This is a genomic window from Colwellia sp., assembly GCF_013214175.1.
In the GTDB taxonomy this organism is placed as follows: Bacteria; Pseudomonadota; Gammaproteobacteria; order Enterobacterales; family Alteromonadaceae; genus Colwellia.
This window is the reverse complement of record NZ_JABSPA010000002.1, coordinates 958037-984763: the sequence shown is the minus strand read 5'-3', so window position 1 is coordinate 984763 and position 26727 is coordinate 958037. Positions and strand designations below refer to the sequence as shown.

Annotated in this window: 21 protein-coding genes; 5 read left to right on the top strand and 16 right to left on the bottom strand. The window is 38.5% G+C overall.

Annotated features, from left to right (window positions below; translation table 11 throughout):
* Window positions 1–165: 165 nt before the first annotated feature.
* The 10 genes from bamB to iscX all read right to left on the bottom strand — a co-directional run bounded on the left by bamB (window position 166) and on the right by iscX (window position 12071).
* The gene (gene bamB, locus HRT55_RS07235) at window positions 166–1410 is read right to left on the bottom strand and encodes an outer membrane protein assembly factor BamB (RefSeq protein WP_291619983.1); all 1245 of its coding nucleotides are present in this window, start codon (window positions 1408–1410) and stop codon (window positions 166–168) included.
* A gap of 49 nt (window positions 1411–1459) precedes the next feature.
* Window positions 1460–2146: a tetratricopeptide repeat protein gene (locus HRT55_RS07230; protein WP_291619982.1), complete on the bottom strand. Its 687-nt coding sequence runs from the start codon at window positions 2144–2146 to the stop codon at window positions 1460–1462.
* Between the two features lie 23 nt (window positions 2147–2169).
* The gene (gene hisS, locus HRT55_RS07225; RefSeq protein ID WP_291619980.1) at window positions 2170–3450 is read right to left on the bottom strand and encodes a histidine--tRNA ligase; all 1281 of its coding nucleotides are present in this window, start codon (window positions 3448–3450) and stop codon (window positions 2170–2172) included.
* 178 nt (window positions 3451–3628) lie between these two features.
* A complete protein-coding gene (gene ispG / locus HRT55_RS07220) occupies window positions 3629–4759 on the bottom strand; it encodes a flavodoxin-dependent (E)-4-hydroxy-3-methylbut-2-enyl-diphosphate synthase (protein WP_291611921.1) in 1131 nt (376 codons plus the stop codon).
* 80 nt (window positions 4760–4839) lie between these two features.
* Window positions 4840–5823 (bottom strand): RodZ domain-containing protein, encoded by a 984-nt coding sequence (locus tag HRT55_RS07215; protein WP_291619978.1) that lies wholly within the window; start codon window positions 5821–5823, stop codon window positions 4840–4842.
* Window positions 5816–7585, bottom strand: a complete 1770-nt coding sequence (gene pilW / locus HRT55_RS07210; protein ID WP_291619976.1) for a type IV pilus biogenesis/stability protein PilW — start codon at window positions 7583–7585, stop codon at window positions 5816–5818. Before pilW ends, HRT55_RS07215 begins: the two co-directional genes overlap by 8 nt.
* A gap of 245 nt (window positions 7586–7830) precedes the next feature.
* Complete coding sequence (locus HRT55_RS07205) at window positions 7831–9003, bottom strand: bifunctional tRNA (adenosine(37)-C2)-methyltransferase TrmG/ribosomal RNA large subunit methyltransferase RlmN (RefSeq protein ID WP_291619974.1); 1173 nt, start codon at window positions 9001–9003, stop codon at window positions 7831–7833.
* Between the two features lie 295 nt (window positions 9004–9298).
* Entirely contained in the window at window positions 9299–9730 is a 432-nt protein-coding gene (ndk, locus tag HRT55_RS07200; protein WP_291619972.1) for a nucleoside-diphosphate kinase, read from the bottom strand.
* 185 nt (window positions 9731–9915) lie between these two features.
* The gene (locus HRT55_RS07195; protein WP_291619970.1) at window positions 9916–11604 is read right to left on the bottom strand and encodes an NAD-dependent malic enzyme; all 1689 of its coding nucleotides are present in this window, start codon (window positions 11602–11604) and stop codon (window positions 9916–9918) included.
* Between the two features lie 260 nt (window positions 11605–11864).
* A complete protein-coding gene (gene iscX, locus HRT55_RS07190) occupies window positions 11865–12071 on the bottom strand; it encodes a Fe-S cluster assembly protein IscX (protein WP_291619967.1) in 207 nt (68 codons plus the stop codon).
* A 632-nt stretch (window positions 12072–12703) separates the two neighbouring features.
* Here iscX and HRT55_RS07185 point away from each other — a divergent pair.
* Window positions 12704–13162, top strand: coding sequence for an Lrp/AsnC family transcriptional regulator (locus HRT55_RS07185; protein WP_291611935.1), 459 nt, complete (start codon window positions 12704–12706; stop codon window positions 13160–13162).
* A 189-nt stretch (window positions 13163–13351) separates the two neighbouring features.
* Here the strand turns inward: HRT55_RS07185 and HRT55_RS07180 are convergent, their stop codons facing one another.
* Window positions 13352–14329 (bottom strand): putative porin, encoded by a 978-nt coding sequence (locus HRT55_RS07180; protein ID WP_291619965.1) that lies wholly within the window; start codon window positions 14327–14329, stop codon window positions 13352–13354.
* Window positions 14330–14570: 241 nt separating this feature from the next.
* On the opposite strand from HRT55_RS07180, the gene HRT55_RS07175 reads away from it, so the two are divergent.
* Window positions 14571–14828, top strand: coding sequence for a DUF2164 domain-containing protein (locus tag HRT55_RS07175; RefSeq protein WP_291619964.1), 258 nt, complete (start codon window positions 14571–14573; stop codon window positions 14826–14828).
* 108 nt (window positions 14829–14936) lie between these two features.
* Here the strand turns inward: HRT55_RS07175 and HRT55_RS07170 are convergent, their stop codons facing one another.
* The 4 genes from HRT55_RS07170 to HRT55_RS07155 form a co-directional block, all read right to left on the bottom strand.
* Window positions 14937–16577 carry a DUF5666 domain-containing protein gene (locus tag HRT55_RS07170; RefSeq protein WP_291619962.1) on the bottom strand — a complete coding sequence of 547 codons (1641 nt, stop codon included), beginning with the start codon at window positions 16575–16577 and terminating at the stop codon, window positions 14937–14939.
* 333 nt (window positions 16578–16910) lie between these two features.
* Window positions 16911–18467, bottom strand: a complete 1557-nt coding sequence (locus tag HRT55_RS07165) for a hypothetical protein (protein ID WP_291619960.1) — start codon at window positions 18465–18467, stop codon at window positions 16911–16913.
* Window positions 18468–18865: 398 nt separating this feature from the next.
* Complete coding sequence (locus HRT55_RS07160) at window positions 18866–21055, bottom strand: M3 family metallopeptidase (RefSeq protein WP_291619957.1); 2190 nt, start codon at window positions 21053–21055, stop codon at window positions 18866–18868.
* 295 nt (window positions 21056–21350) lie between these two features.
* Window positions 21351–21710: a hypothetical protein gene (locus HRT55_RS07155; protein ID WP_291619955.1), complete on the bottom strand. Its 360-nt coding sequence runs from the start codon at window positions 21708–21710 to the stop codon at window positions 21351–21353.
* Between the two features lie 304 nt (window positions 21711–22014).
* Here HRT55_RS07155 and HRT55_RS07150 point away from each other — a divergent pair, with 304 nt between their 5' ends.
* Genes HRT55_RS07150 through HRT55_RS07140 form a run of 3 tightly spaced genes read left to right on the top strand, consistent with a single transcriptional unit; the run spans window position 22015 to window position 25652 of the window.
* Window positions 22015–23616 carry a HAMP domain-containing sensor histidine kinase gene (locus tag HRT55_RS07150; RefSeq protein WP_291619953.1) on the top strand — a complete coding sequence of 534 codons (1602 nt, stop codon included), beginning with the start codon at window positions 22015–22017 and terminating at the stop codon, window positions 23614–23616.
* Window positions 23613–24248, top strand: coding sequence for a hypothetical protein (locus HRT55_RS07145; protein WP_291619951.1), 636 nt, complete (start codon window positions 23613–23615; stop codon window positions 24246–24248). The genes HRT55_RS07150 and HRT55_RS07145 overlap by 4 nt, the downstream gene beginning before the upstream one ends.
* 18 nt (window positions 24249–24266) lie before the next feature.
* Window positions 24267–25652 carry a sigma 54-interacting transcriptional regulator gene (locus HRT55_RS07140; RefSeq protein ID WP_291619949.1) on the top strand — a complete coding sequence of 462 codons (1386 nt, stop codon included), beginning with the start codon at window positions 24267–24269 and terminating at the stop codon, window positions 25650–25652.
* Window positions 25653–25776: 124 nt separating this feature from the next.
* On the opposite strand, the gene HRT55_RS07135 is transcribed toward HRT55_RS07140, so the two are convergent.
* Window positions 25777–26685, bottom strand: a complete 909-nt coding sequence (locus tag HRT55_RS07135; RefSeq protein ID WP_291619947.1) for a sel1 repeat family protein — start codon at window positions 26683–26685, stop codon at window positions 25777–25779.
* Between the last annotated feature and the right edge of the window lie 42 nt (window positions 26686–26727).

The following is a 26727-nucleotide window of genomic DNA, read 5'->3' as shown; positions in this document are numbered from 1 at the left end:
ATATAAAAACTAAATATCAAGAATAAAAAGCAAGACTGCTCAGTCTACTAAGTTAAAATTGATATTGCTAAAAACAAGCAACGGCTCCTGATGCACTTTGCATAGGAGCCGTTATTAATTTTAGCTGCTTTCTTTCGAAAAAGAAGTAGCTAAAAACAGTGCAACTTATTGAGCAGCACTGACAATTTTTGGTGTGATGATAGCTTGTAAATCACCATCACGAGATTGACTATATAAAACATCATCAACCACTGTTGGTGTTGAATGTATACCACTACCATCGACTTTATGACGAGAAACGATTTCACCGGTTTCTTGATCAAGCCAATGTAAGTAACCTTCAAAATCACCAACAACAATATAGTTATCAACTACGGCTGGGCCGGTAACACTTCGGTTAGTTAACTCCATGTTACTCCAGCGTTCAATACCATTGATACGATTAAGTGCATAAACGTGACCGCTGGTATTGGTAATATAAATATCATTTCGATAAACAGAAATTTGTCTAAATGATGAGTATTGGCGTTTCCATAAAATGCGACCTGATTTTAAATCGATAGCAACTAGGTTGCCACGCGCAGAGATTACGTAAATTTTATCACCAAAAACTACCGGCGCAGAATCAACATCAATAACACGTTCTAATTCTGTTGAACCAGTCGCTTCGCCTACTTCGGTAGTCCAGCCTGCTTGGCCTTTCTCAAGAATGTAAACGGAAAGTTCACCCTTGCCAGAGCCAATCAAGACACCACCAGAGGCTATTACCGGCGTACTAATACCGCGTAAGGTTAATGCTGGAACATCTTGCTCAACCTGCCACAACTCTTCACCCGTGCGGGCATCAAAAGCTTTAATTAGGCCTGAGGCAGAATTTACCACTAAGATACCTGAGTCTATCGCGGGTTGAGTTATCACTTCACCCTTAATCTTTGCTTGCCAAACTAGCTCGCCAGTCTCGGCATCTAAGGCATAAACCTTACCACTTTCAGTACCTAAGAATATTTTATTTAGACCGGCTGTCGGACCACCAGCAACTTTAGCAGAAATTCGGCTATCCCAAAAACTACGTTCGTTATTAATATCACTTAAGTCGGCTTGCCAAACTTTTTTACCACTGTCTTTATCAAAGGCAATCACATCGCCCATACGACTAGCGCTATAAACTTTGTTGTACGCAACGATAGGTTTTAGCCGTGAAAAATAATCATCAACGCCATCACCAACACTGCGATCCCATAATACTTCGACATCAAAAGCATTCTCTAAGTCTGAGAGCTCTGCCACTTTTGTACTAGGATCTTCATCATCATTTGAAGAACAAGCCAGTAAACTTGCAGACAACAAGACAATAGCTAGTGCCTTTTTAGCACTAAAGCCCTTAAAAATTTTATGTTCAAAATAACGCATAGTTTGCCTTTTAACTAAAATAAATGAGTGTGCCAAATAACCGGGTAAGTTACTTATCTTCAGACTCAGTTACTACGGGCTCTGCTACTACTTTCTTAGCAGTAGGCAATGTAGTTACTTGAGCTAAATCATCTAATTTAATTTGTAAACTTGGGCTTGTCGCTATACCGTCAGCAGCAATCGCGGCTTGATAGGCATTACGAGCAAGGTCTTTTTTACCTTGTTGTAAATACGCATCACCTTTAATTTCTTCAATAGCAGCGGTAAATGCTTCAGGTAAATTGTTATTTAAGGTAGCGAAAGCTTGTGAGTATTGCTCAAGTTGCACTTGTACTCGCGCTAAACGTAAGCTAGCAATGGCTTTAATACCATCAGTTGGCGCAGATTCTATCGCAGTGGTTAGCTGCTTTTCAACTTGCGTCCAATCTTTATGGGTCGCTGACTCTTTTGCTAGCGCCAATGCAGTTAAAGACACATAGCTATTGTTACCATTTTCACTGATAAACTTCTCGCCATTTTCAGTAAAAGCTTTAGCGTCAGTAGCGCTTTGTTCCATAAGCGTTTGATAGCTGTCTGAAACAGCAAGCTCTTGCTCAAGCTGGTTATCTTGATAAAAATTAAAACCGATAAAACCGGCGAAACCTAAAAAGATACCAGCACTGATGGTCATACCATTTTTTGCCCAGTAACCTTTAATGGCTTCTACTTGTTGTTCTTCCGTTTGATAAATTTCCACTACTTCACCTTGGCTTAAAGCCCTTAAATTAATTCAGTTAACAAGCTAGAAACTTGATTAAAGTCCACGCTTTGTTGTTCTTTTTGACCGCGTAGGTATTTCACCATAACTTGCTCTTGAGCAATTTCATCATCACCCAGTATTAACGCTATTTGTGCACCGGACTTATCGGCACGCTTTAATTGTTTTTTCATATTGCCACCACCACAGTGACACTGCAATCTAATGTCTGGCACTTGATCACGCCATTGTTCAGCTAACTTGTTTGCTATCACTTGCGCATCATCACCTAAGATAACCACATAGGCATCTACTTGTGGGCGAGTATTAGTAACTTTATCTAACTCCGTTAGCATTAACACTAAACGTTCGATACCTAAAGCAAAGCCAAAGGCTGGCGTTGCTTTACCACCAAGTTGTTCAACTAAACCATCATAACGGCCACCAGCACAAATAGTACCTTGTGCGCCTAATGTTGTTGTAACCCATTCAAATACGGTGCGGTTATAATAATCTAAACCACGTACTAGACGTTCATTTAAAACGTAGTTAACACCTGCGGCATCTAATCGAACACATAAGGTATCAAAATGCGCTTGCGTTTCTTCACCAAAATGATCAGACAACTTAGGTGCATTAGTCAATGCTTCTTGAACTTTTGCATTCTTACTATCTAACACTCTTAACGGGTTAGTGTGCATGCGACGTTTAGAGTCATCATCAAGTAACTCTTCATGCTCAATTAAATAAGCAATCAAGGCTTCACGATAATTAGCACGCTCATCGTTTGATCCTAATGAATTCAACTCTAGTGTGACAAACTCATTGATGCCAAGTTCCTTCCATAAACGCGCTGTCAGTAAAATAATTTCAGCATCTATGTCAGGAGTCGCTATACCAAAGGCTTCCAGGCCGAATTGGTGAAACTGGCGATAACGACCTTTTTGTGGTCTTTCGTGGCGAAACATAGGTCCCATATACCAAAGACGCTGCTCTTGGTTATACAGTAAGCCATGTTGAACACCAGCGCGAACACAACTCGCGGTACCTTCTGGACGTAGCGTTAAGCTATCACCATTAAGGTCATCAAAAGTGTACATTTCTTTTTCAACAATATCGGTGACTTCACCAATACCGCGTTTAAATAGTGCGGTTGACTCAACAATGGGCATGCGTATTTCAGCAAAACCATAATTACTGGCAACGCGGCGCAGTACCGCTTCAACCATTTGCCAAGTACTTGTTTCACTGGGAAGGCAATCGTTCATACCACGAATTGCTTGTAGAGCCTTTTGTTTAGCCACTGATGGGTCTCTCTTTCTTATTCTTAGGTAAAGCTGAGGCTTGCCATATTAGACATAGCTGTCAGCGCTTACGTTTAATTAATATATTAAGTGCTGTGTTAAATTTGCGCAACGCGCAGTATACCTAATAACAGAGCGCTAATAAACTTATGCTTTATTTGACGGTTCATATCAGAAGTTAATCGACAGATTTAAAGTCAATTTTATTCTTTTCATCTTGGCGTTCATTTATCGCGTGTGCTTTAGCACGGATGCGCTGTTCAAGTTGATCCACCAGGTTATTATTATCAAAGCGCTCTTTTTGACGTATGCCATCTAAATAAAAGCCACTTTTTTTACTGCTACCGGTTAAGCCAAGATCTGACACCATAGCTTCACCTGGGCCATTAACAATACAGCCAATAATGGATACATCCATCGGCGTCATAATATCTTCAATACGCTGCTCTAAGGCATTGACCGTTGACACCACATCGAACTCTTGACGGGAGCAACTTGGACAAGCAATCAAATTAATACCACGACTACGTAATTTCAATGACTTTAAAATATCAAAGCCTACTTTGATTTCTTCAATTGGGTCTGCCGCCAATGAAATACGTAAGGTATCACCAATGCCCTGTGCTAATAATATGCCCAAACCTACCGATGATTTTACCGAACCAGAACGTAAGCCGCCCGCTTCGGTAATTCCTAAATGTAATGGATTATCAATTTGTTTAGCTAATAATTTATATGACTCAACCGCAAGAAAAACATCCGATGCTTTGACACTGACTTTAAACTGATCAAAGTTCAACCTGTCGAGAATATCAACATGGCGCATAGCCGACTCGAACAGTGCTTCAGCTGTTGGCTCTTTATACTTTTCTTGAATGTCTTTCTCTAATGAGCCGCCATTAACACCGATACGAATAGGGATATTATTATCTCTAGCACTATCAACCACACTGCGAATTCGACTTTCATTGCCAATATTACCCGGATTAATTCGTAAACAATCAGCGCCATACTCGGCTACTTTTAAGGCGATACGGTAATCAAAGTGAATATCTGCCACTAAAGGCACATTGACTTGTTTTTTGATTTCACGAAACGCTTCTGCAGCATCCATGGTTGGTACACTTACACGGACGATATCGGCCCCAACAGCTTCCAATGCCTTGATTTGTGCAACTGTTGCGGCAACGTCTGTGGTCGATGTATTAGTCATTGATTGCACAGTAATAGGTGCATCACCACCTACGGGTACATTACCGACCATAATTTGACGAGAAACACGACGTATAATTGGAGATTCTTTAAACATAATTTTTCTTTATATAAAGGGAGTTACTTAACTCAAAAGCAAATGCTAACAACTAGTCAACAGCACCTATTCAGCAATGCTTACTCAGCAATGATAGGTAATTTAAATTTAGCAATATTACCATCATCAAACGCTGACATATCTATTGGCTTGCCGTTAAAGACAATACTGGTTAACTCAGGTTTACCTACGGTAATACTTAGTGGCGCTTTACCTTGAATGGTCATTACATAACCTGCCTTTTTAACACCCCAAGCAATACGTTCACCGGTAGCATCATAAATATTGACCCAACAATCTCCTTTAAAAGTAAACACCGCGGTACTTATCTCTGGCACCTGTGGCTGAGCCGTTTCACTGACGATTAGCTCAGGCAAAACCGCTGGAATTTCAGTAACTTCAGCACTGTTTAAGGTTTCATTTTCACTCTTCTGTCCAATAATTTGAACGTCATTAGTAACTGAAGCAGTATCTTCACTTAAAGAGCCCTGTACAACAGCAGTAGCTGCTTGTTCATCGCTAATCTTTTCAACGTTAACCTCTTGAGAGTCAGCAGTAAGACTCACAGGGTTTGCCGCTTGCTGGCTACTCTCTTGCTGCCACCATAAAACGGTTAACCCCACTAAAACAGCTACTATTAGGTAGCTTAACCACATAACACGACTGTGCTCAGCTTGTTTAGTGGTTTCATTCGAAAAACTCAACATTTCACTGCGCTGAATACTGGCAGCATCTAAGGCATCATAGCTTGCCAAAATATCTTCTACTTCAACAGCAACTAATTTAGCATAATTAACTAGATAGCCACGGATGAAAGTAACCGGCGTTGATGGCGAAAAAATATCGTTTTCAATATCGTTAACCAAGTCTACCTTAAAGTTCAGTTTACTGGATATATGTTCTTGAGAGAGAGATAGCGCTTTTCGAGCTTCACGTAACATGGCTCCTGGGCTTACCATTTCCATGTCTTCACTCAGTTCGGTAACTTGTTCAGTCATTTGTTCGGTGATAGTACTTTGTTGTTCTTTATCTGGTTTTCCAGTCGGAGCTAGATCATTAATCATTAATATTTTTCACTGTTTGAGGGTCAACCACATAAAGCTTATCGCCTATACGGATTTTATTTTTTTCGGAGATATTATTCCACTTACGTAATGCTTTTAACTTGACGTTATATTTTACCGAAATATTGTAAAGGTTTTCACCTGGACTGACTTTATGGAAAGCATCTTGGGCAGCAACTGTTTCAATATCATTTACCAATGCTTCGGCTACAACAACACTTGATACTGCCGCTGCGGCTAACACTGGAGCTGTTGCCATTAGTAGCGCCTCATCAACATTAGCTTGTGCTTTAATCACACCAGCTTCAGACGTTACCGTTTTAGCAACGAGAGTTTCTGCTTCAACTTGTTGCGGTAAGGCTTCAGGTAAAGGCACATCACGTGTCGCGGGAATAGGCTTAGTTGAAGTAGGTTCAATGGTAGCGGGTACCGGTTGAGTAACTACTGCGCTTATTGCCACTACTGATGTAGCCGCTGGTGCAAGGTCTACGACTTCTTTGCTGATAGTATTAATTTCTTCAGCATTCGTTAATGTTGTGTCAGTTGCTGTGATGTCAGTTTTAACTACTGTGCTGTTAGTTAGTGGCATACTTGTCGCGGCAACCGTACCCGCTACCGTAGCAGAGAGCAAAGCTGTTCCTGAGCCAAGTACCGTTTGTGTTGCACTTGTGGCCAGCTGTGGCGCAGTTGTCACTATAGGCATAGCGGCCACTGCAGGTGTAGCTAGCACTACCGGCGAAGATGTCATTGCCGTTGTAACTGCAACTGATGCTGTTGGCACTTTCGCTATTTTGGCGACCTCAGCGAGTTCACTACTACTTTTAGCAGGACTAGCGGTTTTAACACTGGTGGTATAGGGCGAATTATTTACTTTTCTAGGAGAAAGTTTTACCACACGTTTACTACTGCTGGGTGATAAACGATTTTTTTCTCTTTGACTTACTTGGTATTTTCTCGCTAAATCATCCGCTTCAATAAATTCTAAGTCATTGAGTAGGTATTGCTTACCTTCCCATGATTGTGGGTACATCTTCACTAACATATTTGCGTAATTTGTTGCTGTGCGACGCTGACCTAATTTCCAATATAATTTATAGGCTAGTGCTAATGAGTTGGCCGTAAAACGCCGAGTATGTCGTTCGTATTTATGTAAAAAACGCTTAGCTTCTTGGTAATCGGTCATGGCATATTGCATGCGAACCATTTGCAATAAAGGTCTTGTTCTATTTGGGCTATGAAATATAGCCTTATTCAAATACATTTCCGCTTTTTCAAAGTCATCATTTTGTAAATAACAGGAGGCAAGGTTTTCATAGCTTTGCGAGACCAAAATATAACTAGGCACAGCAATCGCTCTTAAAAACTGAACTTCGGCATCGGCAAGTTTATTTTGTCGACATAAAAACACCCCATAGTTATTTAAGGTATCTGCACTGTCGGCTTTAATTGATAAAGCTTGTTCGAATGAGCCAATAGCAAGTTCACTTTCACCTACTGTTTCATAATAGTGAGCAAATGCCGTATGCACTTGCACTAGACCTGGCGAGAATCCTTTCGCTTTTTCTAAATTGAGCTTAGCTTGGGACATGTCGCCCATTTTTAGGTAGCCGAGTCCTAAAGCAACACGGGTTGCCGCCATCTCATCACGATTAGCTTGGTTTTTTACAATGGGTTCATTATTTTCAAAGCTCTGGGTAACACAACCACTTAACATCGATATTGAAATCGCAGTCAAAAGTGTCGGAAAAATATATTTAGCCATAGCTTTATCCATAATATGCAATGTATTAACCGCCTCTTATTGTTGTAGAGATTTCACTACTCAGTGAGCATTTTCAAATAGTTATCTAACCAACACCATCGTTACTTTCAGTGTCAATAGCCGGCTATTACTCAATCGATTACCTTGTTCATCAACATCTATTGTCATTGCTTCGGTAAAATTGAAGCGGTACCTTAATTAATGAAATTTCACGTATTTTTCACTAAAAAACAGTGCACTAATGCTTAGATTGATTTGATAGAGATAGTGTCAGTTTTAGGCTGATCTTTCAATGAACTTATTTCAACGTTTTTTGCAGCATTCTTTGCGCTAATAAATGCACTACGTTTAGTTCTATCTATAACATCACCTGCCAATTGACCACAAGCAGCATCAATATCACCACCACGGGTACGCCTAGTAATTACCGTTAAGCCATAGCTTTGTAATACTTTATCAAAACGATCAATTCGAGAATTACTTGAACGTTTATAAGGTGAACCTGGATAAGGATTAAAAGGGATCAAATTGATCTTACTTGGTAAATCTTTTAAAGCATGTGCCAGCTCGTGTGCTTGATCGGTACTGTCATTAACATGATCAAGCATAACGTATTCTATGGTTGCTTGTTTATTTGCTTTTGAGCCATCAATATAGCGTCCGGCTGCGGCAAGAAAATCTTCCAATGGATATTTTTTATTGATTGGCACTAACTCATCACGCAACTTATTATTTGGCGCGTGAATAGAGATAGCTAAGGCACAATCAATTTTTTCTTTAAGCATGTCTAATGCTGGTACTACACCAGAGGTACTTACCGTCACACGACGTTTGGACAAACCATAACCTAAATCGTTCAACATGGTATCAAGGGCAGGTATTAAATTTTTCATATTTAATAGTGGTTCACCCATGCCCATCATGACAATGTTGGTTATCGGACGAGTACCGGCAATGCGCGTTGCACCGATATCATTGGCAACACGCCATACTTGGCCAATGATTTCAGCCATAGATAAATTGCGATTGAAGCCTTGTTGAGCAGTAGCACAGAAGGTACATTCTAATGCACAGCCAACTTGAGACGAGACACACAAGGTGGCACGATCATTTTCAGGGATCCATACGGTTTCAATTTCTTGGCCGCCTTCAAGTCTTAAGGAATATTTTATCGTGCCGTCAGAAGAGACTTGTTTTTCAGAGATTTCAGGGGCTGTTATCACACAATTGCGCTGTAACTTTTCCCGTAGCTTCTTATTGATATTGGTCATTAACTCAAAGTCGCTGTAGCCAAAGTGATAAATCCACTTCATCATTTGATCGGCCCTAAATGGTTTTTCACCAATAGATTCAAAGTATTCACGCATACCTTTATGATCAAAATTAAGTAGGTTTACTTTACTGTTTACATCACTCATACAACAAACTCTCAATAACTAAAATTAAACTACTCGATAAAGCAGCCTAAAAAACAAGGCGCACATTGTACGCTTTTCAAGCAACAATCGCAATTTTACTGGTTATCTTAAGCGAATTTATAATCCACTTAAAATAATAAAAGGATTTTACTGACACTCAGTAAAATCCTTTCAATTTAATTCATGCTTTAAGCAAAGCAAGCGAAATGAATTCTAGAAGGCTGCACGGAGTTGACGCTAGTCAATGAGTACAGCCGACAATGAAGTCGTGAGCTTTGCGAAAATTAAAAATGAATTAACGAGTACGTGAACAAATCTCTTCGTCTGAGAAGAAGTAAGCAATTTCACGTGCAGCAGATTCTAAAGCGTCAGAACCGTGAGCAGCATTTTCGTCGATGCTATCAGCAAGATCAGCACGGATAGTACCAGCAAGTGCTTCAGCAGGGTTAGTAGCACCCATGATTTCACGGTTTTTAAGAACAGCGTTTTCGCCTTCTAAAACTTGAACCATAACTGGACCTGAAGTCATGAACTCAACTAAAGCACCAAAGAAAGGACGTTTGCTATGTTCAGCGTAGAAACCTTCAGCTTTTTCTTTGCTTAAGTGGATCATTTTAGAAGCAACGATTTTTAAACCAGCAGTTTCAAAACGATTGTAGATTTGACCGATGAAGTTTTTAGCAACTGCGTCTGGTTTTACGATAGAAAAAGTACGTTCGATAGCCATGATAAGCCCTTTTAAGTTGTATTAATTTAAGTTAAAAATTTAAATATGTCGTTAGCCATTTATTTAAATGGCTAAAAATTTGGGCGCATTATAGACGAAAGTAGACGAAAAAACTAATGATATCGCGTCAAAGCAACATCATTAGTTTAATTAACTAGTCCCAAGTGACAGTGTTTTTTTGTGGCTTAAGCACTAGTCCGGCGATATTCGCGGTAAACCGGTTTCCAGAAGCTTAGCTCTATTTTGGCAAGTAACTCTTCGTCACTCATAGCTAGTGCTAAGTTTTGCTTAAAAGCAACTTTCGCAATCGCAAAAGCAATGTCTTTACTTAATTGCGCAATGGCGGTTAACGGCGGTAGTAATTGATCCGATTCATTATTAGCTAGCGGTGAAGCCGACGCTAAGGTTTCACTGGCCACTTTTAACATGTCATCGGTAATACGTGTGATATTTGCCGATACAACACCCAAGCCAATACCTGGGAAGATATAACTATTATTACACTGGGCAATAGGGAAAGTTTTGCCTTGATATTCAACCGGCGCAAATGGGCTACCCGTGGCAATAATCACTTCTCCTTTGGTCCAATTAATTACTTGACTAGGAGTTGCTTCTACTTGACGTGAAGGGTTACTTAACGGGAAGATAATTGGTCTATCACAATGAGATTTCATCGCGGTAATAACTTCTTCGGTAAACAAACCTGCTTGTCCTGAAACACCGATAAGAATATCAGGTTTAGCGCCATGCATGACTTCAACAAGTGAGGCAAACTCGCCAGTAATATCCCAAGAGGCAAGGGCGTCCTTGTTTTGTACTAATTTTTGTTGGAAATCGCGAAGTTCGGCCATGCCTTCTGTTAGCAAGCCAAATCTATCTACCATAAATACTTGGCTACGCGCTTTTTCAGGGGAAAGACCTTCACTGATCATCTGACTGATAATTTGTTCGGCAATACCACAACCCGCTGAGCCTGCACCAACAAAAGCAACGCTCTGCTCTGATAATTTAGATCCGGTACTACGACAGGCAGCAAGTAAAGTTCCGACCGTAACGGCAGCCGTTCCTTGAATATCGTCATTAAAACAACAAATTCTATCTTTATAACGTTGTAATAAAGGCATGGCATTCGGTTGAGCAAAATCTTCAAACTGCAATAAAACCTGTGGCCAGCGACGTTTAACTGCGCTGATAAATAACTCTAAAAATTCATCATATGAGTCTTGGTCGATACGTTTATGACGTGCGCCCATGTACATAGGATCGTCTAATAACTTCTGGTTATTAGTACCAACATCAAGCATCACAGGTAAAGTATGGGCGGGACTAATACCACCACAAGCGGTGTAAAGAGAAAGCTTGCCAATAGGAATACCCATACCGCCGATACCTTGGTCGCCAAGGCCCAAAATGCGTTCGCCATCGGTAACTACAATCACTTTTACTTTATTTTTAGTGGCATTACGCAACATATCATCAATATTGAATCTATCTTCGTAAGAAATAAATAAACCACGTGAGCTGCGATAAATATCAGAAAATTGTTCACAAGCATCGCCAACTGTCGGGGTATAAATAATTGGCATCATATCGGCAAGATGATTTTGCACTAATTTAAAAAATAAAGTTTCATTATTATCATGAATGGCACGTAAATAGATGTGCTTATTGATGTCACTATTAAAGCAGCTGTACTGACGATAAGCGCGCTCAGCTTGCTCATCAATAGTCTCAAAGCGTGGCGGTAATAACCCTGTTAAGTTGAAACTACCGCGCTCTTCTTTGCTAAAGGCACTGCCTTTATTAAGTAAAGGGGTTTCTAATAAAGAAGGACCTGCATAATGAATATAAAGTGGGCGTTTAGATTGGGGCATTTGACTGACTGCTTATATGTTTGGTGAATGATGAATATTGACTAAATTAATTCAGCAAAGTATAGATGATATTAATCCAGCTGCAAAGCAAGAGAATGATTGAATTTGTTAAAAATATAGGGGATTTACCTGAATCGATTTGGAATAGATTTTAAAAAGACCTTTCGATTCTACTATATGAAAAATTAGCTAATTATTAATGATAAAAGTAAGGTCTTTTCTTTGAAAAATCATTAACACTAGCGTTTAGCTTCTGTGATTTAATCAACTTCGGCCATCCAAGCCAGTTGAATGGCTTCAAGCACTCGTTCACCGCAATGTTCCGGATCATCTTCAAAACGCTCTAATGCAAGTACCCATTGCCTTAATTCAGTAAAGTGTAATTTGAACGGGTCAACATCATCATGTTGCTCAATTAGATCCAACGCAATTTCTTGTGAATCACTCCAAAGTAGTCCGTTTTCCATGATATTCAGCCTATACTTAACACCATTATTTTAGTGGCTTAACTAGCCACTAAAATAATAATTGAAAGAAAAATAAATCTATAATTAACATTAGTATAAGCCAGATGAATAGCAACCTAACCTTTCGACAAAAAGCACAATCGCTATGCCACCATTTTTTAAAACTCTTCATCATTAATCTACTCGTGAAATCGCTGCACTTTTCTAGTAAAAACTATAATAACAACAGAATGATACCATCGGAACTTTTAAAAGATAATACAGTGATCCCACAGCGTAAGTATTTATATGATGCTTATTTTGGTTAAGAAAATAAATCGGTACTAAAGTAACGCTCGGCATTATCAGCCAAAACTTTCACTATATTTTTCCCTTTAAACTCAACACGTCGGCCAACGCTCATAGACTAAATGAGTTTGCTGATTTTCAGCTAGTCACTAATATCAAATCCTTCTTTTTATTCACCCGATAAACAAAGTCATTATTATGTTTTAATCTATAAGTTAATTTCTCCACTTTATTGGGAAATATTTGTGCCTATTTCACTATCAATTGACCACAAGGAGAAATACAATACCAAATTCCAGTGAAAATTTAGTTTTAAATTCTATTCAATAGCCTTAGGTAATAAAATGGATTCTTTTGATAAGCACATTCTTAGTATTTTACAAAAAGACTGTACCCTTTCAACGAGTGACATCGCCGAGCGAGTTGGACTATCGACCACCCCTTGTTGGCGTAGAATTCAAGCAATGGAAAAATCAGGCATAATTAAAGGCCGAGTGGCGCTAGCAGATCCCGAAAAATTAAATGTTGGTCTGTCTATTTTTGTCATGGTGAAAACCAATCAGCATAATCCTGCTTGGTTAGCCACTTTTGCCAAGGTTGCCCAGGATTTCCCTGAAATTGTCGAGTTCTATCGAATGAGTGGCGATGTTGATTACTTGCTGCGCGTAGTTGTGCCAGATATGAAAGCATACGATCGCTTTTATAAAGAACTGATTACCAAGGTAGATTTTTCTGATATTAGCTCTAGTTTCGCTATGGAGGAAATAAAATATACCACCGCCCTGCCGGTTGATTATATTTAGTAGCCATACCAAATGAATAGCTAATAAAGCCTAGTTAACTGCTAGTGATAACTCATTAGTGCACAGCTACCGTAATTAATTTTTGCTGAAGCTTTATAGAAAAGCCACCGTTACCTCGAGGCAACGGTGGCTTTTTGCTAAGAATGTTTAGAGTATGACTTAACCACTGTTCTTAACTTATATCTTTAATTAAAATTGCGCACTAAAGCTCAAGTAATAACCCTCAGATTCATTTTCATCACTATCATTAGACACTGAATTATAACCCGCTTGTACTGAGTAGTTTTGGTTAATGAAGTAGTTTGCACTGACACCATAGTAATCATCATCACTATATGTCACAGACACTGAGGTTCTATCATTAAAATAATAACTGCCGTTAACACTCCAGTAATCATCATCAATAATATAATCTCTATTATCAAAGGTATAAGCACCACCGAGCACTAAATAGCTTTGATCTCCAAGTCCGAAAAAGTATCGTGATGACAGCTGATGAATATCAAAGTCTTCATCAACATTATAGCTAAAGCCTATATAGTCGGTACCTGTGAGTTGCCAGTTATAGCTGGCGCTATAACTAAAATAGTCATCGCCATCGCCGCCGTCATTATAATAAGCACTTATGACTAAATCGTCTGAAATTAAGTAGCCTAGTTCAGCCCCATAATAACTACTGCTATTATCATAGGAGATCTCGCGACCATCACTAAAATAGGAGTCAGTCAACTTACCTTCTGCCTTGAAGTAGCTATAACTTGCACCAAAAATGAAATTATTAGTTATCCACTGCCCGCCAACAGAAATACTATTATCAGTTGATGAAGAGTTAGAATCATGAGATCTATATGTAGAAGAAACTTCGCTGTTGCTATTACTAATTGCAGCATAAATATTACTACTGCTATTAATATAAGCAAACTCATTTAGCGGACCAAGTGCTTGCTGCTCGTCGAAGAAATATTTGCTATATAACGCAACTGAATCCGTGTCACTTTTACCATAAATGTCGTACTCTGGCATATTAGATGTGTAACTATTATGTGAATAACTTATGGTGGAAAAAGACTGGTAACTTTGTGAAAGTACCACATTCGAGAGCAGCAACGCTGCTAGACCTGATAGTTTTGATAGTTTTGATAGTTTTGATAGTTTTGATAATTTCATCAGCTTAATATCCTTATTATTTTATTGTCCATTAAAAAGCAAAATAAATATGTCATTAAAGTAAGACCACGTCTATTAATAGATTAATAAACTTACACTTTTTAGACACATAGCAGCTAAAACCATACAACTGGCATACAGAAAACATACGATTGAAAGCATTGTTCCTTCAATGCTCAACTAGGTATACTACTAAGAGACAACTAAACATTGACATCGCCTCCTTTTTTACAGGTTTATTATGAGTAACATTAAATTTTCCAGCACTGAAACAGAGCAATTAGTCATTAAAATACAAGGCTACTTTGCTAAAGAGCTCGACCAAGATCTTGGTCAGTTTGATGCAGAGTTTTTATTAGATTTTTTCTCAACAGAAGTTGGTGCTTATTTTTATAATCGCGGTTTGTTTGATGCACAAGCAGTTATTGCAGCTAAGCTTGAGAATATTAGTGAAATGATACACGAAGGCATTAGTGAGATAGAAAAGCCTATCCGTTAATTGCAGCTATATTTATATCTAAAATATAGACCTAAAAAAGCCGCTGTTAAGTGATTAACTGCGGCTTAACTTGATGTTTAAGCTAATACTGAGATTAACTGTATATAACTACTGATTTACTTCAGTTTCGATAAAGTCAATTTCGTCAGCAATTAGCTTATTGCCATTCATTTGACCTTCAACTTCAATCAATGCACCTTTTTTTAGGTCACTCGCATTACCATTGTCATATTCAGTCTGCAAGTTAGTCATAACTTGATGCCCGTTAACGGTAAAGCTGAATATATTAGTAAAATTATCAATAGTACCGACTAGTTCAACCTCGTTATCTTTATCATCACCATCAATTTCAACTTCTAGCGCCACCAACAATCCATCTACAGTGTAATAAGTTTCAACTTCAACTTCATCACCCTTAACAATAGTCTGAAAGAAAACTTCTTGGTTTATCGAATTACCTAGAGCATTCTCAAACTTAGTGTCTGCATCAACTAATACATTAATACCTTTAACAGAGAAGCTTGGTAAATCAACATCAATACTGTCAACCACACCTTCAATCTCATAAGTGTCTTGCTCACTGGTACCAGTTTCTTTACGCTCTACTTTGCGGCTAATTAAAATATCATTAAGTTCATAAGCATCAATATCTAACCTGTCACCAATGGCAATATCAGAGAAAGTGAAATAACGTAACTCTTGCTCTGAATTATCTTCATACAGGGTATAGCTATCTACTGTAAATTCTTGGCCAAAAAGTGTAAAACTGCTGCCAGTAGCTGACTGAACAATACCTTCAAGGCTGATTTCATTAGCTAATTCAACACGAATATTATTGATAGGATAATAAGGATACTGTTGTTCTGACTCGATTATCGTAGCGATTAAGTTCACTTGATCGCCAACACGTAAGTTTTCTACATCGCCTTGGCTAAAGTCTGCCTCATTGGTTAGTAGGAAGTTGCGACCATCAACTTTAATAACAGTGCCTTCGTCGACTTCTTTTTTAGTTTCAACAATACCTGAAACCGTCAGTGTGCCACCAATAACTAAAAGCATGCCTTGAACGCTCACTTCATCAGCATTAAATTCACTAGCAATCAGACCGATATCATTTTTTAACGAAACTGTAGAGCCATCATACAAACTACCATCCACATCAGCATCACCGTAATTAACCAGTAATTCACCAATAAAAAAAATTTTATCTCTAGCTTTAAGCTTTGATACCCTACCAGTCAGTTGATGCTCACTGAAATCGTCTTTGATGGTTAAGTAGGTAACCGTAAAGCTACCGTTAGCATTTTCAAAAGCACTCAATTCAACCACCATGCTTTCGCGCAGTTCATTAAAAATCACTTCATCAAGTTTTGTTGCGGAGGTGATTAAATAGGTTTGCCCTAACACGCTTATTGAAGGCGCTGCTAAATCAATAGCTTCAATTTCACCAATAGCATCGGCAAGGTATTTCACCTCAAAGGCTGTGCCCTCAGTCGCACTGGACTGATGTGCGTTAACAACTACTTTCATACCTACTTTAAGTGCCGCTTCGTCACTTTCAACACCATTACTTAGGATATTACTATTTTCAGTCACATAACGTAGGCCATTTACATACACACTACCAAAGCCACTTACAACGCCTGAGCTAGTTGCATTTTGTGTTAATACTTCGTCTTCATCTGAACAAGCTGATAAAAATAGACCTAAACTTGCCACTGTGGCAAACGCCATAAACTTATGTTGCATCAATACTATTCCACTCTATATATTAGGGGTTTTTCCCTAAATTAACTAAGGTCAATGCAGCTCCCCATGCCCGTATGCGTGAATAGAACAAAGTAGATGACATTGGTAATTAAACTGCGAATCAAGATCGAGTCTACACGACAATATTGGCTAATATGTGGTAACTTTGTTTACTCGTGTAACCTAAAGTTAATACCTGATAAGCAAGCGTAAATCTTCATCTTAGTGTCATAATATTGATTTAAAATAAACCGGTATGATCGTTTATCGGCATAAAAAAACTCGCCGAAGCGAGTTTTTAAATTTAATATAAAGTGCTATCTAGGAACTGAGTTAGTTGTTCTCTTTTTCCTTAGCTGGCTTTTCAAGCTCTATCTCAACAACCTCCTGCTTTACTTCCAGCTTAGTTACCGTCGATTTTACCGGCTCAATGGCTTGTTTTACTGGTACAGTTTGAACCACTGCTTGTGCTTGTAAAGCCAAAGCTTTTTGCTCAGCCTGTTTTTTTGTTTGCTCTTGCAGCACTAAAGCTGCTTGCTGCGCTTCTTTTTGAACTTTTTCATCTAAAGCTAACGCTTCTTGCTTCGCTCGTTCTTTTAAAGCCAGTGCTTTTTGCTCAGCCTCTTTTTTAGCTTGTGCTTGTAAGGCCAGCTCTTTTTCAACGGCATGTTTACCTTCAATCTGTAATACCGCTTCTTTATAGGCTTCTAAACGCACCAACTCGATCTCTTTACTTTGTAATTGCTTATTTAGCGATGAATTTTCAACAACAAGAACATCATATTTAGCATTTAAATTAACCAGTTGGCTTTTAAATTCGGCTCTAAGACTCTCCGTAGCGGCGGATGATTGGCTACTATCACTTTGCAGTGCTAACACAGCAGCATTGGCTGTAGTTAACTTACCCTTCATAGTACCCGCTTGTAATGCTATAGCGGCCACTTGCTTAGTTATTGGTAAATCTCGTACATCCGCGATTTCTAACGACTCACTTACCGTGTGTAACAGTGTTTCTTTAGCCAGTAAATATTGCTCATAATACTTACTTTTTGTTTTCTTCAAGGCATTAACTTCTTTCGATATATGGTAAAGATGAGCAAGTTCAAATTCAGCTAACTCAACTGCCACTTTTATTTCGGCGGTTGCTCTAGGAGTAGCTGTAAGAATGGTATTCGCATGACTGCGCGCTGCTAATAACTGTTGGTGACTAATAGGCACATATTTGGCCAAACGTTTTTTCTTAATATATGCGATATCGCTATCAAGTTGGCCTAAAGCATTTTTTCGTACGGTACGTACTTCTAACGCTTGCATATCGACAATAAGTTTTGGCTGTTTTTCCTGTGCTTTACTTACCTTTCCCTCATCAATGTATTCAACTAAATCATCAACTCTAGCGCTAATTTTTCTATAATCTTTAGCAAATACTTTAGGTGCGCCAATACCTTTTAAAAACACCCGTTGCTTAAAGGTTTCTGCCAAGGTGCTTTCCGCTGTATCTTTAATACTATAAGAAAACTTTAACTTCTGATTTGCCAGAGTAATATAGCTAATTATTTCTTGCTTAGCTTGCAGGTACTGCTCGGTATCACTTTTAAAAACATTAAAAGAAGATGCACCGTTTTTACCTATATCTGTATAAACTTCAGTGGCATTATCAAATTCAGCCACCGCTTTTTTAAAGGTACTTGGAGCAAAATAAGCAAGTTGGTCTGTTCTCCCTTGACTAATATCTTGCTTCAACTTATCCAAAGAAACTTTCGCTTCAATAAAGTATTGAGTTTGCTGGTTCACCTCAGCATTTTTAGTCATCGAAGATTTAGTCGTTGATTGACAAGAAGTCAAAAGCGAAAGTCCTACACAGGCAAGACATAGAGTTAAGGTTTTCATTGAAGTTCCTTTTTGGGTTATTTCCATACAGAATTCATACTTTGACAAATTATAGTCGGGAATATATTTTGCTATAAAAAATAACCGTTTTTTTTAGGCCAAGTGACCTAAAAAAGCTAACTTCGAATATAAAACCTCATAAAAACAACGAATAATAAGTATAAAAAAACTCGCCGAAGCGAGTTTTTATTTTCAGTAATAAATGAGCGTTAATTATACCAATTTCACTAAGTTATTGCCCACTTGTGCTGGTTAAAATACTCCAAGACTGCGTTGCTCTCAATCCCAATAGCCAGCTATTGTTCCATCGAGCGCCTTGTCCTGAAATATTTTTCCTAAGCACAACAAGATCACAAACTTAATAAAAATGGTATTACACTTACTATAAATGTGAGTAATTAGTTTTTAACCTTCACAGGGAAGCCACGATCTCGCATTAACGCTTCAACTTTAGCATCACGCCCTCTAAAGGCACGATAAGCTTCACTTGGATCAACGGCATTACGCACACTAAACAAGTGTTCAACAAGTTTATCGGCAACTTCTTTATCGTAAAAACCACCCGGCGCTTGAGCAAAAGCTTCAGCAGCATCAGAGGTAAGTACTTCAGCCCACATGTAGCCATAATAACTTGAAGCATAACCTTCGCTGCTAAAGATATGACCAAACTGAGGACTACGATGACGCATAACAATTTGTTTAGGCATTTTCAGGGCTGCTAATGTTTCACGTTCAAACTTATCAGCATCAATACCTGTTGGGTCAACTGTATGAAACTTCATATCAACTAGCGCTGACGCTAAATATTCAGTGGTGCTAAACCCTTGGTTAAAGGTAGCGGCTTGTTTAATTTTAGCGACTAGTGATTTAGGCATTGGTTTGCCCGTTTTATAATGTACTAGGTAATTATCAATCACTTCATCTGTTGATAACCAACGTTCTAATAACTGCGATTGAAATTCAGTATAATCTCGTACACCAGAGTTTAGTGTTGGGTATTCAACTTTAGACGCTAAAAAGTGCAATGCATGACCAAATTCATGGAAGTACGTTTCTGCATCTGACCAAGAAATTAACGTAGGTTGTCCCGCAGCAGCTTTAGAGAAGTTTGAGTTGTTAGAAGATAAAACATTCTTCTTACCTTGGAATGTAGTGTGAGAACGATAAGTCGTTGCCCAAGCACCTGAACGTTTACCTTGGCGAGCGAACGGGTCTAAATACCATAAACCAATATGTTCACCTGAGGTTTCATCTTTTACTTCCCAAACACGCACATCTTCATGGAATACCGGCACAGAGCCATCGGTTATTTCGGTAAAGTTAAAGTTAAACAAACGCCCTGCTACATAAAACATAGCTTCACGAAGGTTATCAAGTTGTAAGTATTGTTTTACTTCATCAGAGTCTAAATTGTATTTATCTTTACGAACTTTTTCAGCATAAAAACGATAATCCCATGCTTCAACTTGCTCAATACCATCTTGTCTTTTGCCGATCGCTAACATGTCAGCAACTTCTTCATCAACACGGGCAATAGCTGCCGGCCAAACAGACTCCATCAAGGCAATGGCATTTTCAGGTGATTTAGCCATGCGGTCTTCTAAGCGCCATGAAGCATAGTTTTTATAACCTAATAAACCAACACGTTCGTGACGTAACTGTAATATTTCCGCAATGATGCCATTGTTATCATACTGATCGCCATTATCACCACGGCTATAGTAACTATTCCACACTGTTTTACGTAATTCACGCTCAGTTGAGTAAGTTAAAAATGGGTCCATTGACGAACGTGTATTGGTAATAGCGTATTGACCTTGATGATCACGCGCTTCTGCAGCGGCTGCCGCTACGCCGATAATTGATTCAGGTAAACCACCTAATTGTGATTTATCTAAATACAGTACATAGCCTTCTTCATCCGCTAAAATATTATTACCAAACTTAGTTTGTAGCTGCGCTAAACGTAAGTTTATGTCTGCATAACGCTTTTTATCTGCCACATTTAAAGTCGCGCCATTACGAGCAAAGCTGTTATAAGTTAATAACACTAAACGTTGATTAGCTGGGCTCATCGCTTTAGTTGCATCACTATTATAAACCGCTGAAATACGCTTGAATAATTTATCGTTTTGATTAATTTTCGAATAAAACGTCGACAATTTTGGCGCTATTTCACTTTGTAGCGATCTAAATTCTGGGCTTGATTTATTTGAACGCCAAATACCGTAATAAGTGAATAGTCGACTCAACTCTGCGCCAGTTTTCTCCATGGCAACAATAGTATTTTCGAAGGTAGGTGCGTCAGTGTTATTAGCAATCAATTCTACTTCCGCTAACTTATCAGCCATGGCTTTGTCCATCGCTGGTACTAAACCTGCCTGGGTGACTTTATCAAAGGCTGGTACACCCTGAAACGGTCCTTGCCACTTAGCCAAAAGAAGATCTTGTGACTCTTGTACTGTTTGCACGCTAGTCACTTTATTTAATGTATTAGCCGCTGGCTGAACATCAGTAGTTTCAGTTGCTGTTGAGCAACCCATCAAAATACTAGAAACTAAAAATGCCTTGATAAATAGGGGTTTCATTGAATATTCTCTTTTTATAGAAGTTGCCAATAGTTTAACAAGCAAATAGTTGAGGGGAAATGCTTGCAATGACCGTCTATCGCAAGATCAATACAATTAAACTTATTTTTAACTTCAGCTCAAGGTTCAAGGCATAAAAAAGGCCGGCTACCGAAGTAGCCAGCCCAAAGGGGAGTGGAGTATAACAAGTCAATTAAGCCCTTTCTCAGTCCTTAAGAATGACAACGAAACGAATTGATATGGGTTGGGAGCTCCCCTTAAACTGGGTCGAGTATTTGTACTCGTTATTTATCTATTACTGAAAAGTGGCTGAAGTTGTTTTTGCAACAAAATCAACTAACTCTTGTTCTGTTAACGATTCATCAGCATTGCTATCAATGTGTTTGAAAGATTTAACCAACCATTCATTTTTTCCAGCAATAACTTCTTGCTGGCTTAACTTGCCATTTTTATCAGTATCTAAAGAAGTAAAAGTAAACCTTTCACTAGTTTCTTCTACTGTGTCAGTAATTTCAGTGCTAATTGAGTGCTCGCTATGAGCCACACTGTTGTCTTTAATGCTGTGAGCAAATGCATCCTCTGCACTAACAAAAAAAGCAGCCAAGCTTACGACTACAACAAATGCGGTTACTTGCGTTAAACTGATACTCTTCATGGTAATCCTCTTTTAACTATTAAAGCGTTCATTAGCGCTGATTGAATTCATTATCGATTGAGGAATAGCACACAGCGTGCCACATTTATTATCACATTGATTTAATAGGCTTTTATAAATAAACAGTGATTACCTTGCCCGCAAAACCAATCAAAACCGTCGCCATATAGCAACAAAATAAAATATTAATGACTAACAATCACTACTCATAAGTAACACTCAGCTACAAAACCAATAAATACAATAACTTAAAATAATACTAGGCAGAGACAGTAACTGTCTCAAAATAAAGACACCCTTGTTTTTGTTTTATTTTTCAGACAAAGTAGTTGCAGATTTATTCACTGCCGTAGAGTTCAGACTAAATTTCATGGATTACCTAAACAAGCTAAGAAAAAGTAAAACGATATTAAGCAAGCTGCTGTTTTCGCTTTATATTTTTAGTCAGTCAATACTTAACAGGGTATCCATTAATAAACTGACCTTACTTGGTTTTACCTTTGTCGCTATGCCTTTAGTGATGGCTTTACTTTTTAGTGCCAATAAGGTCAGTTTGTTAGCCAAACAAAGTACCAGTGCTATATATCATGTTGCGCAATTAACCCAGCTCAATAGTAGGCTTGAGGACACTATTGCTAAAGTGGAGCGCTATGCCAGTCAATTTATCGTGCTTAAAGATGATGAATTACATACTGCTTTTAATCGCCATCAAGAAGTATTAGCTGACATAATTCAAGCAACCGTATTAATGCAGCAAGATATAGTATTAAAAGAATTATTAAGCTCATTACAAATTGAAAGTGAGCGCATACAAGCCTTGATGGCTAGTGACAGTGCAATGTCACTATCATTAGATCAGGTCCAAGCAGAATTTAAGCAATTACATTTTATAAGTAAAGAGCTGGAAAAACGCAGCAACTTTGTTGTTAATCAGCAAGTGTTGGACATATACCACACCACAGAAAACATTAGCGATAGCATCCTTGAACGCTTGTATATTATTCCTGTCACCCTATTAATTGCCGGTATATTTATCATCCTAATTACCCAACCATTAAAACGACTCACTGATAAAATTCAATTATTAGAGCAAGGTAATTTTGAACAAGAAATCAACTTACATGGCCCTGCCGAAGTAAGAGCAATAGCAGATGCTTTAGAGAACATGCGGCAACGTCTTCATAGCTTAGAATTACAAAAATCGAGCTTTATTCGCCATATATCCCATGAATTAAAAACACCGTTAGCGGCAATTAGAGAAGGCACTGAACTTATCTATGATAATAGCGTTGGCCCGCTCAACGACGAACAACAAGAAATTTGCGATATTATTCGTACAAGTGTAAATCGTTTACAACGATTAATTGAAGACTTACTCGACTTTAATATTGTGTTGGATTCAACCAGCTTGCATGGTCTAGAAAAAATAAATCTAGCGGAACTGATTAGCGATGCCTGTAAGTTAAGAAAGCTCGACATTAAGTCTAAATATTTAACCTTAAAGTACAATAACAATCCCTACTTTATTTACAGTAATAGTAAGCAACTGAGTGTAATTCTAGATAATATTCTGTCGAATGCGATAAAGTATTCGCCGATAAACGGTAATATCACCATAACGTATAGCAGTAGCAAGGAGTGCTTAACCATTAACATTATTGATCAAGGTCCAGGAATAGAATCATCGCTAACCGATAAAGTATTTGATGCTTTCTATCAAGGAAAAGCACCTGAAAATAGCCTAATAAAAGGCAGTGGTTTAGGGCTTACCATAGTCAAAGAGCTATTACTTCGCCTTAATGGCAGCATCAAGATAAGCCAGGCAGAAAAATTAAACGCCGGTAATAACAGCGGTGCTTGTGTCACCATCACCTTGCCTATTACGCAAACAGATATTGAATTATGAAAACAAATAACCTTAGTTTAACCGCCACCATAAACACCGCTAAAGCAGTGTTTTTTAGTAATAGAAAAAAACACTTTTCAATCATATTTATCATGCTAATAGGCAGTTTATCAAGCGCCTGCCAGATGACTACGCCGGCCGATAAAACTCATAATGTGGTCAGTTATAGTAATTATTATTTATGGTTAACAACCTTAAACAAAAAGCAGGTTTTGACCGAAGAACATAAACAACAAGCTTTACTAAACAATAGATTAAACAATAGATTAAACAATAGATTAAACAATACAGTAAACGACGTAGATCCTAGCCAAGGTAAGCTTATTTTAATTTATAGTTTAGCCAATAGCCCGCTTCATCAACCCTATAAAGCTAAACGACTGCTCAATGAACATTTATTAGTCAGCAATAACATGAGTAAAGAGAACCTAGCCTTTACCATGCTACTTAGAGATCAACTGAATACTCAGCTGCATTTACTTGAAAAACAAGCTCAGGCTAGTAAGAAATTTAATAAGCAGAGCGATGAACATCACGCGATAATTGCACAATTAGAAAGCCAATTAAAGCGGGTAAAACAACAGCTGATATTATTAAAGAAAATTGACCAGAATATTAATGAGCGTGGCTAAGCCCTAAGAGAGAAATTTATGAGCCTAAACACTCAAAACATTACCAAAAAAACAGCCAAACATGCAGCCAAAATCCTTATTGTCGATGATGACCCTAGCCTTTTACGTTTACTCAGTATTCGTCTATCCGCTGCTGGCTATAACGTAGAATCCGCCGCCAATGCAAAAATAGCTTTAGGCACATTACAACACTTCATTCCGCAAGTGGTCATTAGCGATTTACGCATGGAAGGCATGGATGGCATGGCTTTGTTCGAACAAATTAGAGTACAACACCCTAATATCCCGGTAGTGATCATGACTGCCCACGGCACAATTCCCGATGCAATTAATGCCACTAAACAAGGGGTATTTAGTTTTTTAACTAAGCCTTTTGAAAGCCAAGAATTGCTAGACACTGTTGAGCAAGCCATACGTTTACAACCATCGAGTGGTGAACAAACTTGTGAAACCGAGCTTTGGCGCAATAATATTATTAGCCGCAGCACGGTAATGACCTCGTTATTACAACAAGCTAAAAAAGTTGCCAACAGTGATTTTAGTGTGCTCATTCACAGCCAAAGTGGTACCGGTAAAGAGCTGTTAGCTAAAGCAATTCATCAAGCCAGTAACAGAAAAGATCAGATTTTTACCGCGATAAACTGTGCAGCAATTCCCGAACAACTACTCGAGTCTGAATTATTTGGTCACGTTAAAGGTGCTTTTACTGGCGCTGAGCGCAATCATCAAGGTTTATTTCAAGCAACCGATGGCGGCACTTTATTTCTCGATGAAATTGGCGATATGCCACTGAGCTTTCAGGTAAAACTTTTGCGAGTGCTGCAAGAAAGAGAAGTTAGACCGGTAGGAAGTACCCAAGCAATAAAAGTTGATGTACGCATCATTTCGGCAACCCATGTTAATTTAACTAAAGCCATAAAAGCCAATACCTTTCGAGAAGATTTGTATTACCGACTCAATGTTGTTGAGTTGGAGTTGCCGACCCTAGTCCAGCGACGGGAAGATATCCCCTTGTTAGTACAATACTTCTTAACCCAAGCAGTTGCTCGTTCCAATATGCCGATAAAAAGCATCAGCCAAGAAGCGATGGAATTACTGATTAGTGCCCCTTGGCCAGGTAACATCAGACAGCTGCAAAACGTGGTCGAGCAAAGCGTGGCGTTATCAAGTGAAAATGTTATCAGTGCAACTTTAGTGAAAAATGCCCTGCGTGATGATTCTACTCAATTCCCTTCTTTTCAACAGGCGCGAGATCATTTTGAGCGGGATTATTTATCCAAACTATTAAAAATCACTGCCGGAAATGTCTCACAAGCAGCACGAATTGCTCAGCGTAATCGGACCGAGTTTTATAAGCTACTAAACCGTCATCACTTGGTCGCTGAGTCATATCGTGTAGATTAACGAAGTAAATAACTAAGAAGTAAGTCACACTAGGCAAGTGTGACTTTCTACTCTATAAAAGTAATGAGAGTGCCAATTAATTAAAGAAGTAGGTAGTTAAGAAAAGTGCTTAACTTTAAATGTGCTAGTTAAGCTTAAAGTCTAGTGATCTCACTTTAATATTTACGCCAGCATTGCTTAACTCTTGATAAAAGTCTCCCTCTTGGCAATAACTCACCTGCCGACAAACTATGACGTATTTAAGCACTCCAGCCTTATCACTTTGCAGTGCGGCTTGTTTAAACCAATACATAGCTTGGCTAAGATCTTTATCAACATATTGAGCGTTTAAGTACATTTGCGCCAAATTAACTTGCCCTTGGGCAAAACCTAACTGGGCTGAGCGGCTTAACCGCTCAAAAGCTTGTTCTAAACTATTTTCTAAGTAACTAGCTTTTAGGAAACTTAACCCTTCGAGGTTTTCTCGCTTACCGGGAATGTAACGCTTAGTAGTCTGTTCAGGCTTAGGATCATTGATATAATTTCCGTACAACATATTTAGATCCGGCCTTTTAATCATATAAATGGCCGCGGAGTCATGCATGGCTTTTAACTGCGTTAGGGTTAAGTCATAACGTTTGGACTCAAAATAACCTTTATATCTTAACTGGCCGTAGTGGATACTATCTTTTAACGATTGTTGGCGTAAGTAAAACATATTGCCATAAAGTAGCGTCACTGTATCGCCAGTAATATCGACCACCTTAGCAATGCGGTATTTCTCTTTTGGCCTTAGTGCGTCACTAAGCACCCTAAAATCTAAAAAATATATATCATCGATTTTAGGGCTGGCAAGATAGGCCAAACTATCATCATTTTCTTGTTGAGATTGGGTCGATTTGTTATAAATAAAAAGACACAGCGCCAGTAAAGTGATTATCTTTAATACGTTAGCAACGCTAAAGAGCTGGCGAGTAAACCAATGAGTAATCTGCGTTACCTTTATTGCCTTCACTGGCTTTTCAGTGCCGTTTTGTACTTTAACGCTGTGCATAAATCACCTTCCGATTCTATCTGTCCGTTTGTTAAAAAAAGC

What these genes read in the sequence shown, in the direction of transcription:
- bamB (WP_291619983.1), bottom strand. Translation starts at nt 1,410, where the DNA reads ATGCGTTATTTTGAACATAAAATTTTTAAGGGCTTTAGTGCTAAAAAG.
- ispG (WP_291611921.1), bottom strand. Translation starts at nt 4,759, where the DNA reads ATGTTTAAAGAATCTCCAATTATACGTCGTGTTTCTCGTCAAATTATG.
- HRT55_RS07215 (WP_291619978.1), bottom strand. Translation starts at nt 5,823, where the DNA reads ATGATTAATGATCTAGCTCCGACTGGAAAACCAGATAAAGAACAACAA.
- pilW (WP_291619976.1), bottom strand. Translation starts at nt 7,585, where the DNA reads ATGGCTAAATATATTTTTCCGACACTTTTGACTGCGATTTCAATATCG.
- HRT55_RS07205 (WP_291619974.1), bottom strand. Translation starts at nt 9,003, where the DNA reads ATGAGTGATGTAAACAGTAAAGTAAACCTACTTAATTTTGATCATAAA.
- ndk (WP_291619972.1), bottom strand. Translation starts at nt 9,730, where the DNA reads ATGGCTATCGAACGTACTTTTTCTATCGTAAAACCAGACGCAGTTGCT.
- HRT55_RS07195 (WP_291619970.1), bottom strand. Translation starts at nt 11,604, where the DNA reads ATGCCCCAATCTAAACGCCCACTTTATATTCATTATGCAGGTCCTTCT.
- iscX (WP_291619967.1), bottom strand. Translation starts at nt 12,071, where the DNA reads ATGGAAAACGGACTACTTTGGAGTGATTCACAAGAAATTGCGTTGGAT.
- HRT55_RS07185 (WP_291611935.1), top strand. Translation starts at nt 12,704, where the DNA reads ATGGATTCTTTTGATAAGCACATTCTTAGTATTTTACAAAAAGACTGT.
- HRT55_RS07180 (WP_291619965.1), bottom strand. Translation starts at nt 14,329, where the DNA reads ATGAAATTATCAAAACTATCAAAACTATCAAAACTATCAAAACTATCA.
- HRT55_RS07175 (WP_291619964.1), top strand. Translation starts at nt 14,571, where the DNA reads ATGAGTAACATTAAATTTTCCAGCACTGAAACAGAGCAATTAGTCATT.
- HRT55_RS07170 (WP_291619962.1), bottom strand. Translation starts at nt 16,577, where the DNA reads ATGCAACATAAGTTTATGGCGTTTGCCACAGTGGCAAGTTTAGGTCTA.
- HRT55_RS07165 (WP_291619960.1), bottom strand. Translation starts at nt 18,467, where the DNA reads ATGAAAACCTTAACTCTATGTCTTGCCTGTGTAGGACTTTCGCTTTTG.
- HRT55_RS07160 (WP_291619957.1), bottom strand. Translation starts at nt 21,055, where the DNA reads ATGAAACCCCTATTTATCAAGGCATTTTTAGTTTCTAGTATTTTGATG.
- HRT55_RS07155 (WP_291619955.1), bottom strand. Translation starts at nt 21,710, where the DNA reads ATGAAGAGTATCAGTTTAACGCAAGTAACCGCATTTGTTGTAGTCGTA.
- HRT55_RS07145 (WP_291619951.1), top strand. Translation starts at nt 23,613, where the DNA reads ATGAAAACAAATAACCTTAGTTTAACCGCCACCATAAACACCGCTAAA.
- HRT55_RS07140 (WP_291619949.1), top strand. Translation starts at nt 24,267, where the DNA reads ATGAGCCTAAACACTCAAAACATTACCAAAAAAACAGCCAAACATGCA.
- HRT55_RS07135 (WP_291619947.1), bottom strand. Translation starts at nt 26,685, where the DNA reads ATGCACAGCGTTAAAGTACAAAACGGCACTGAAAAGCCAGTGAAGGCA.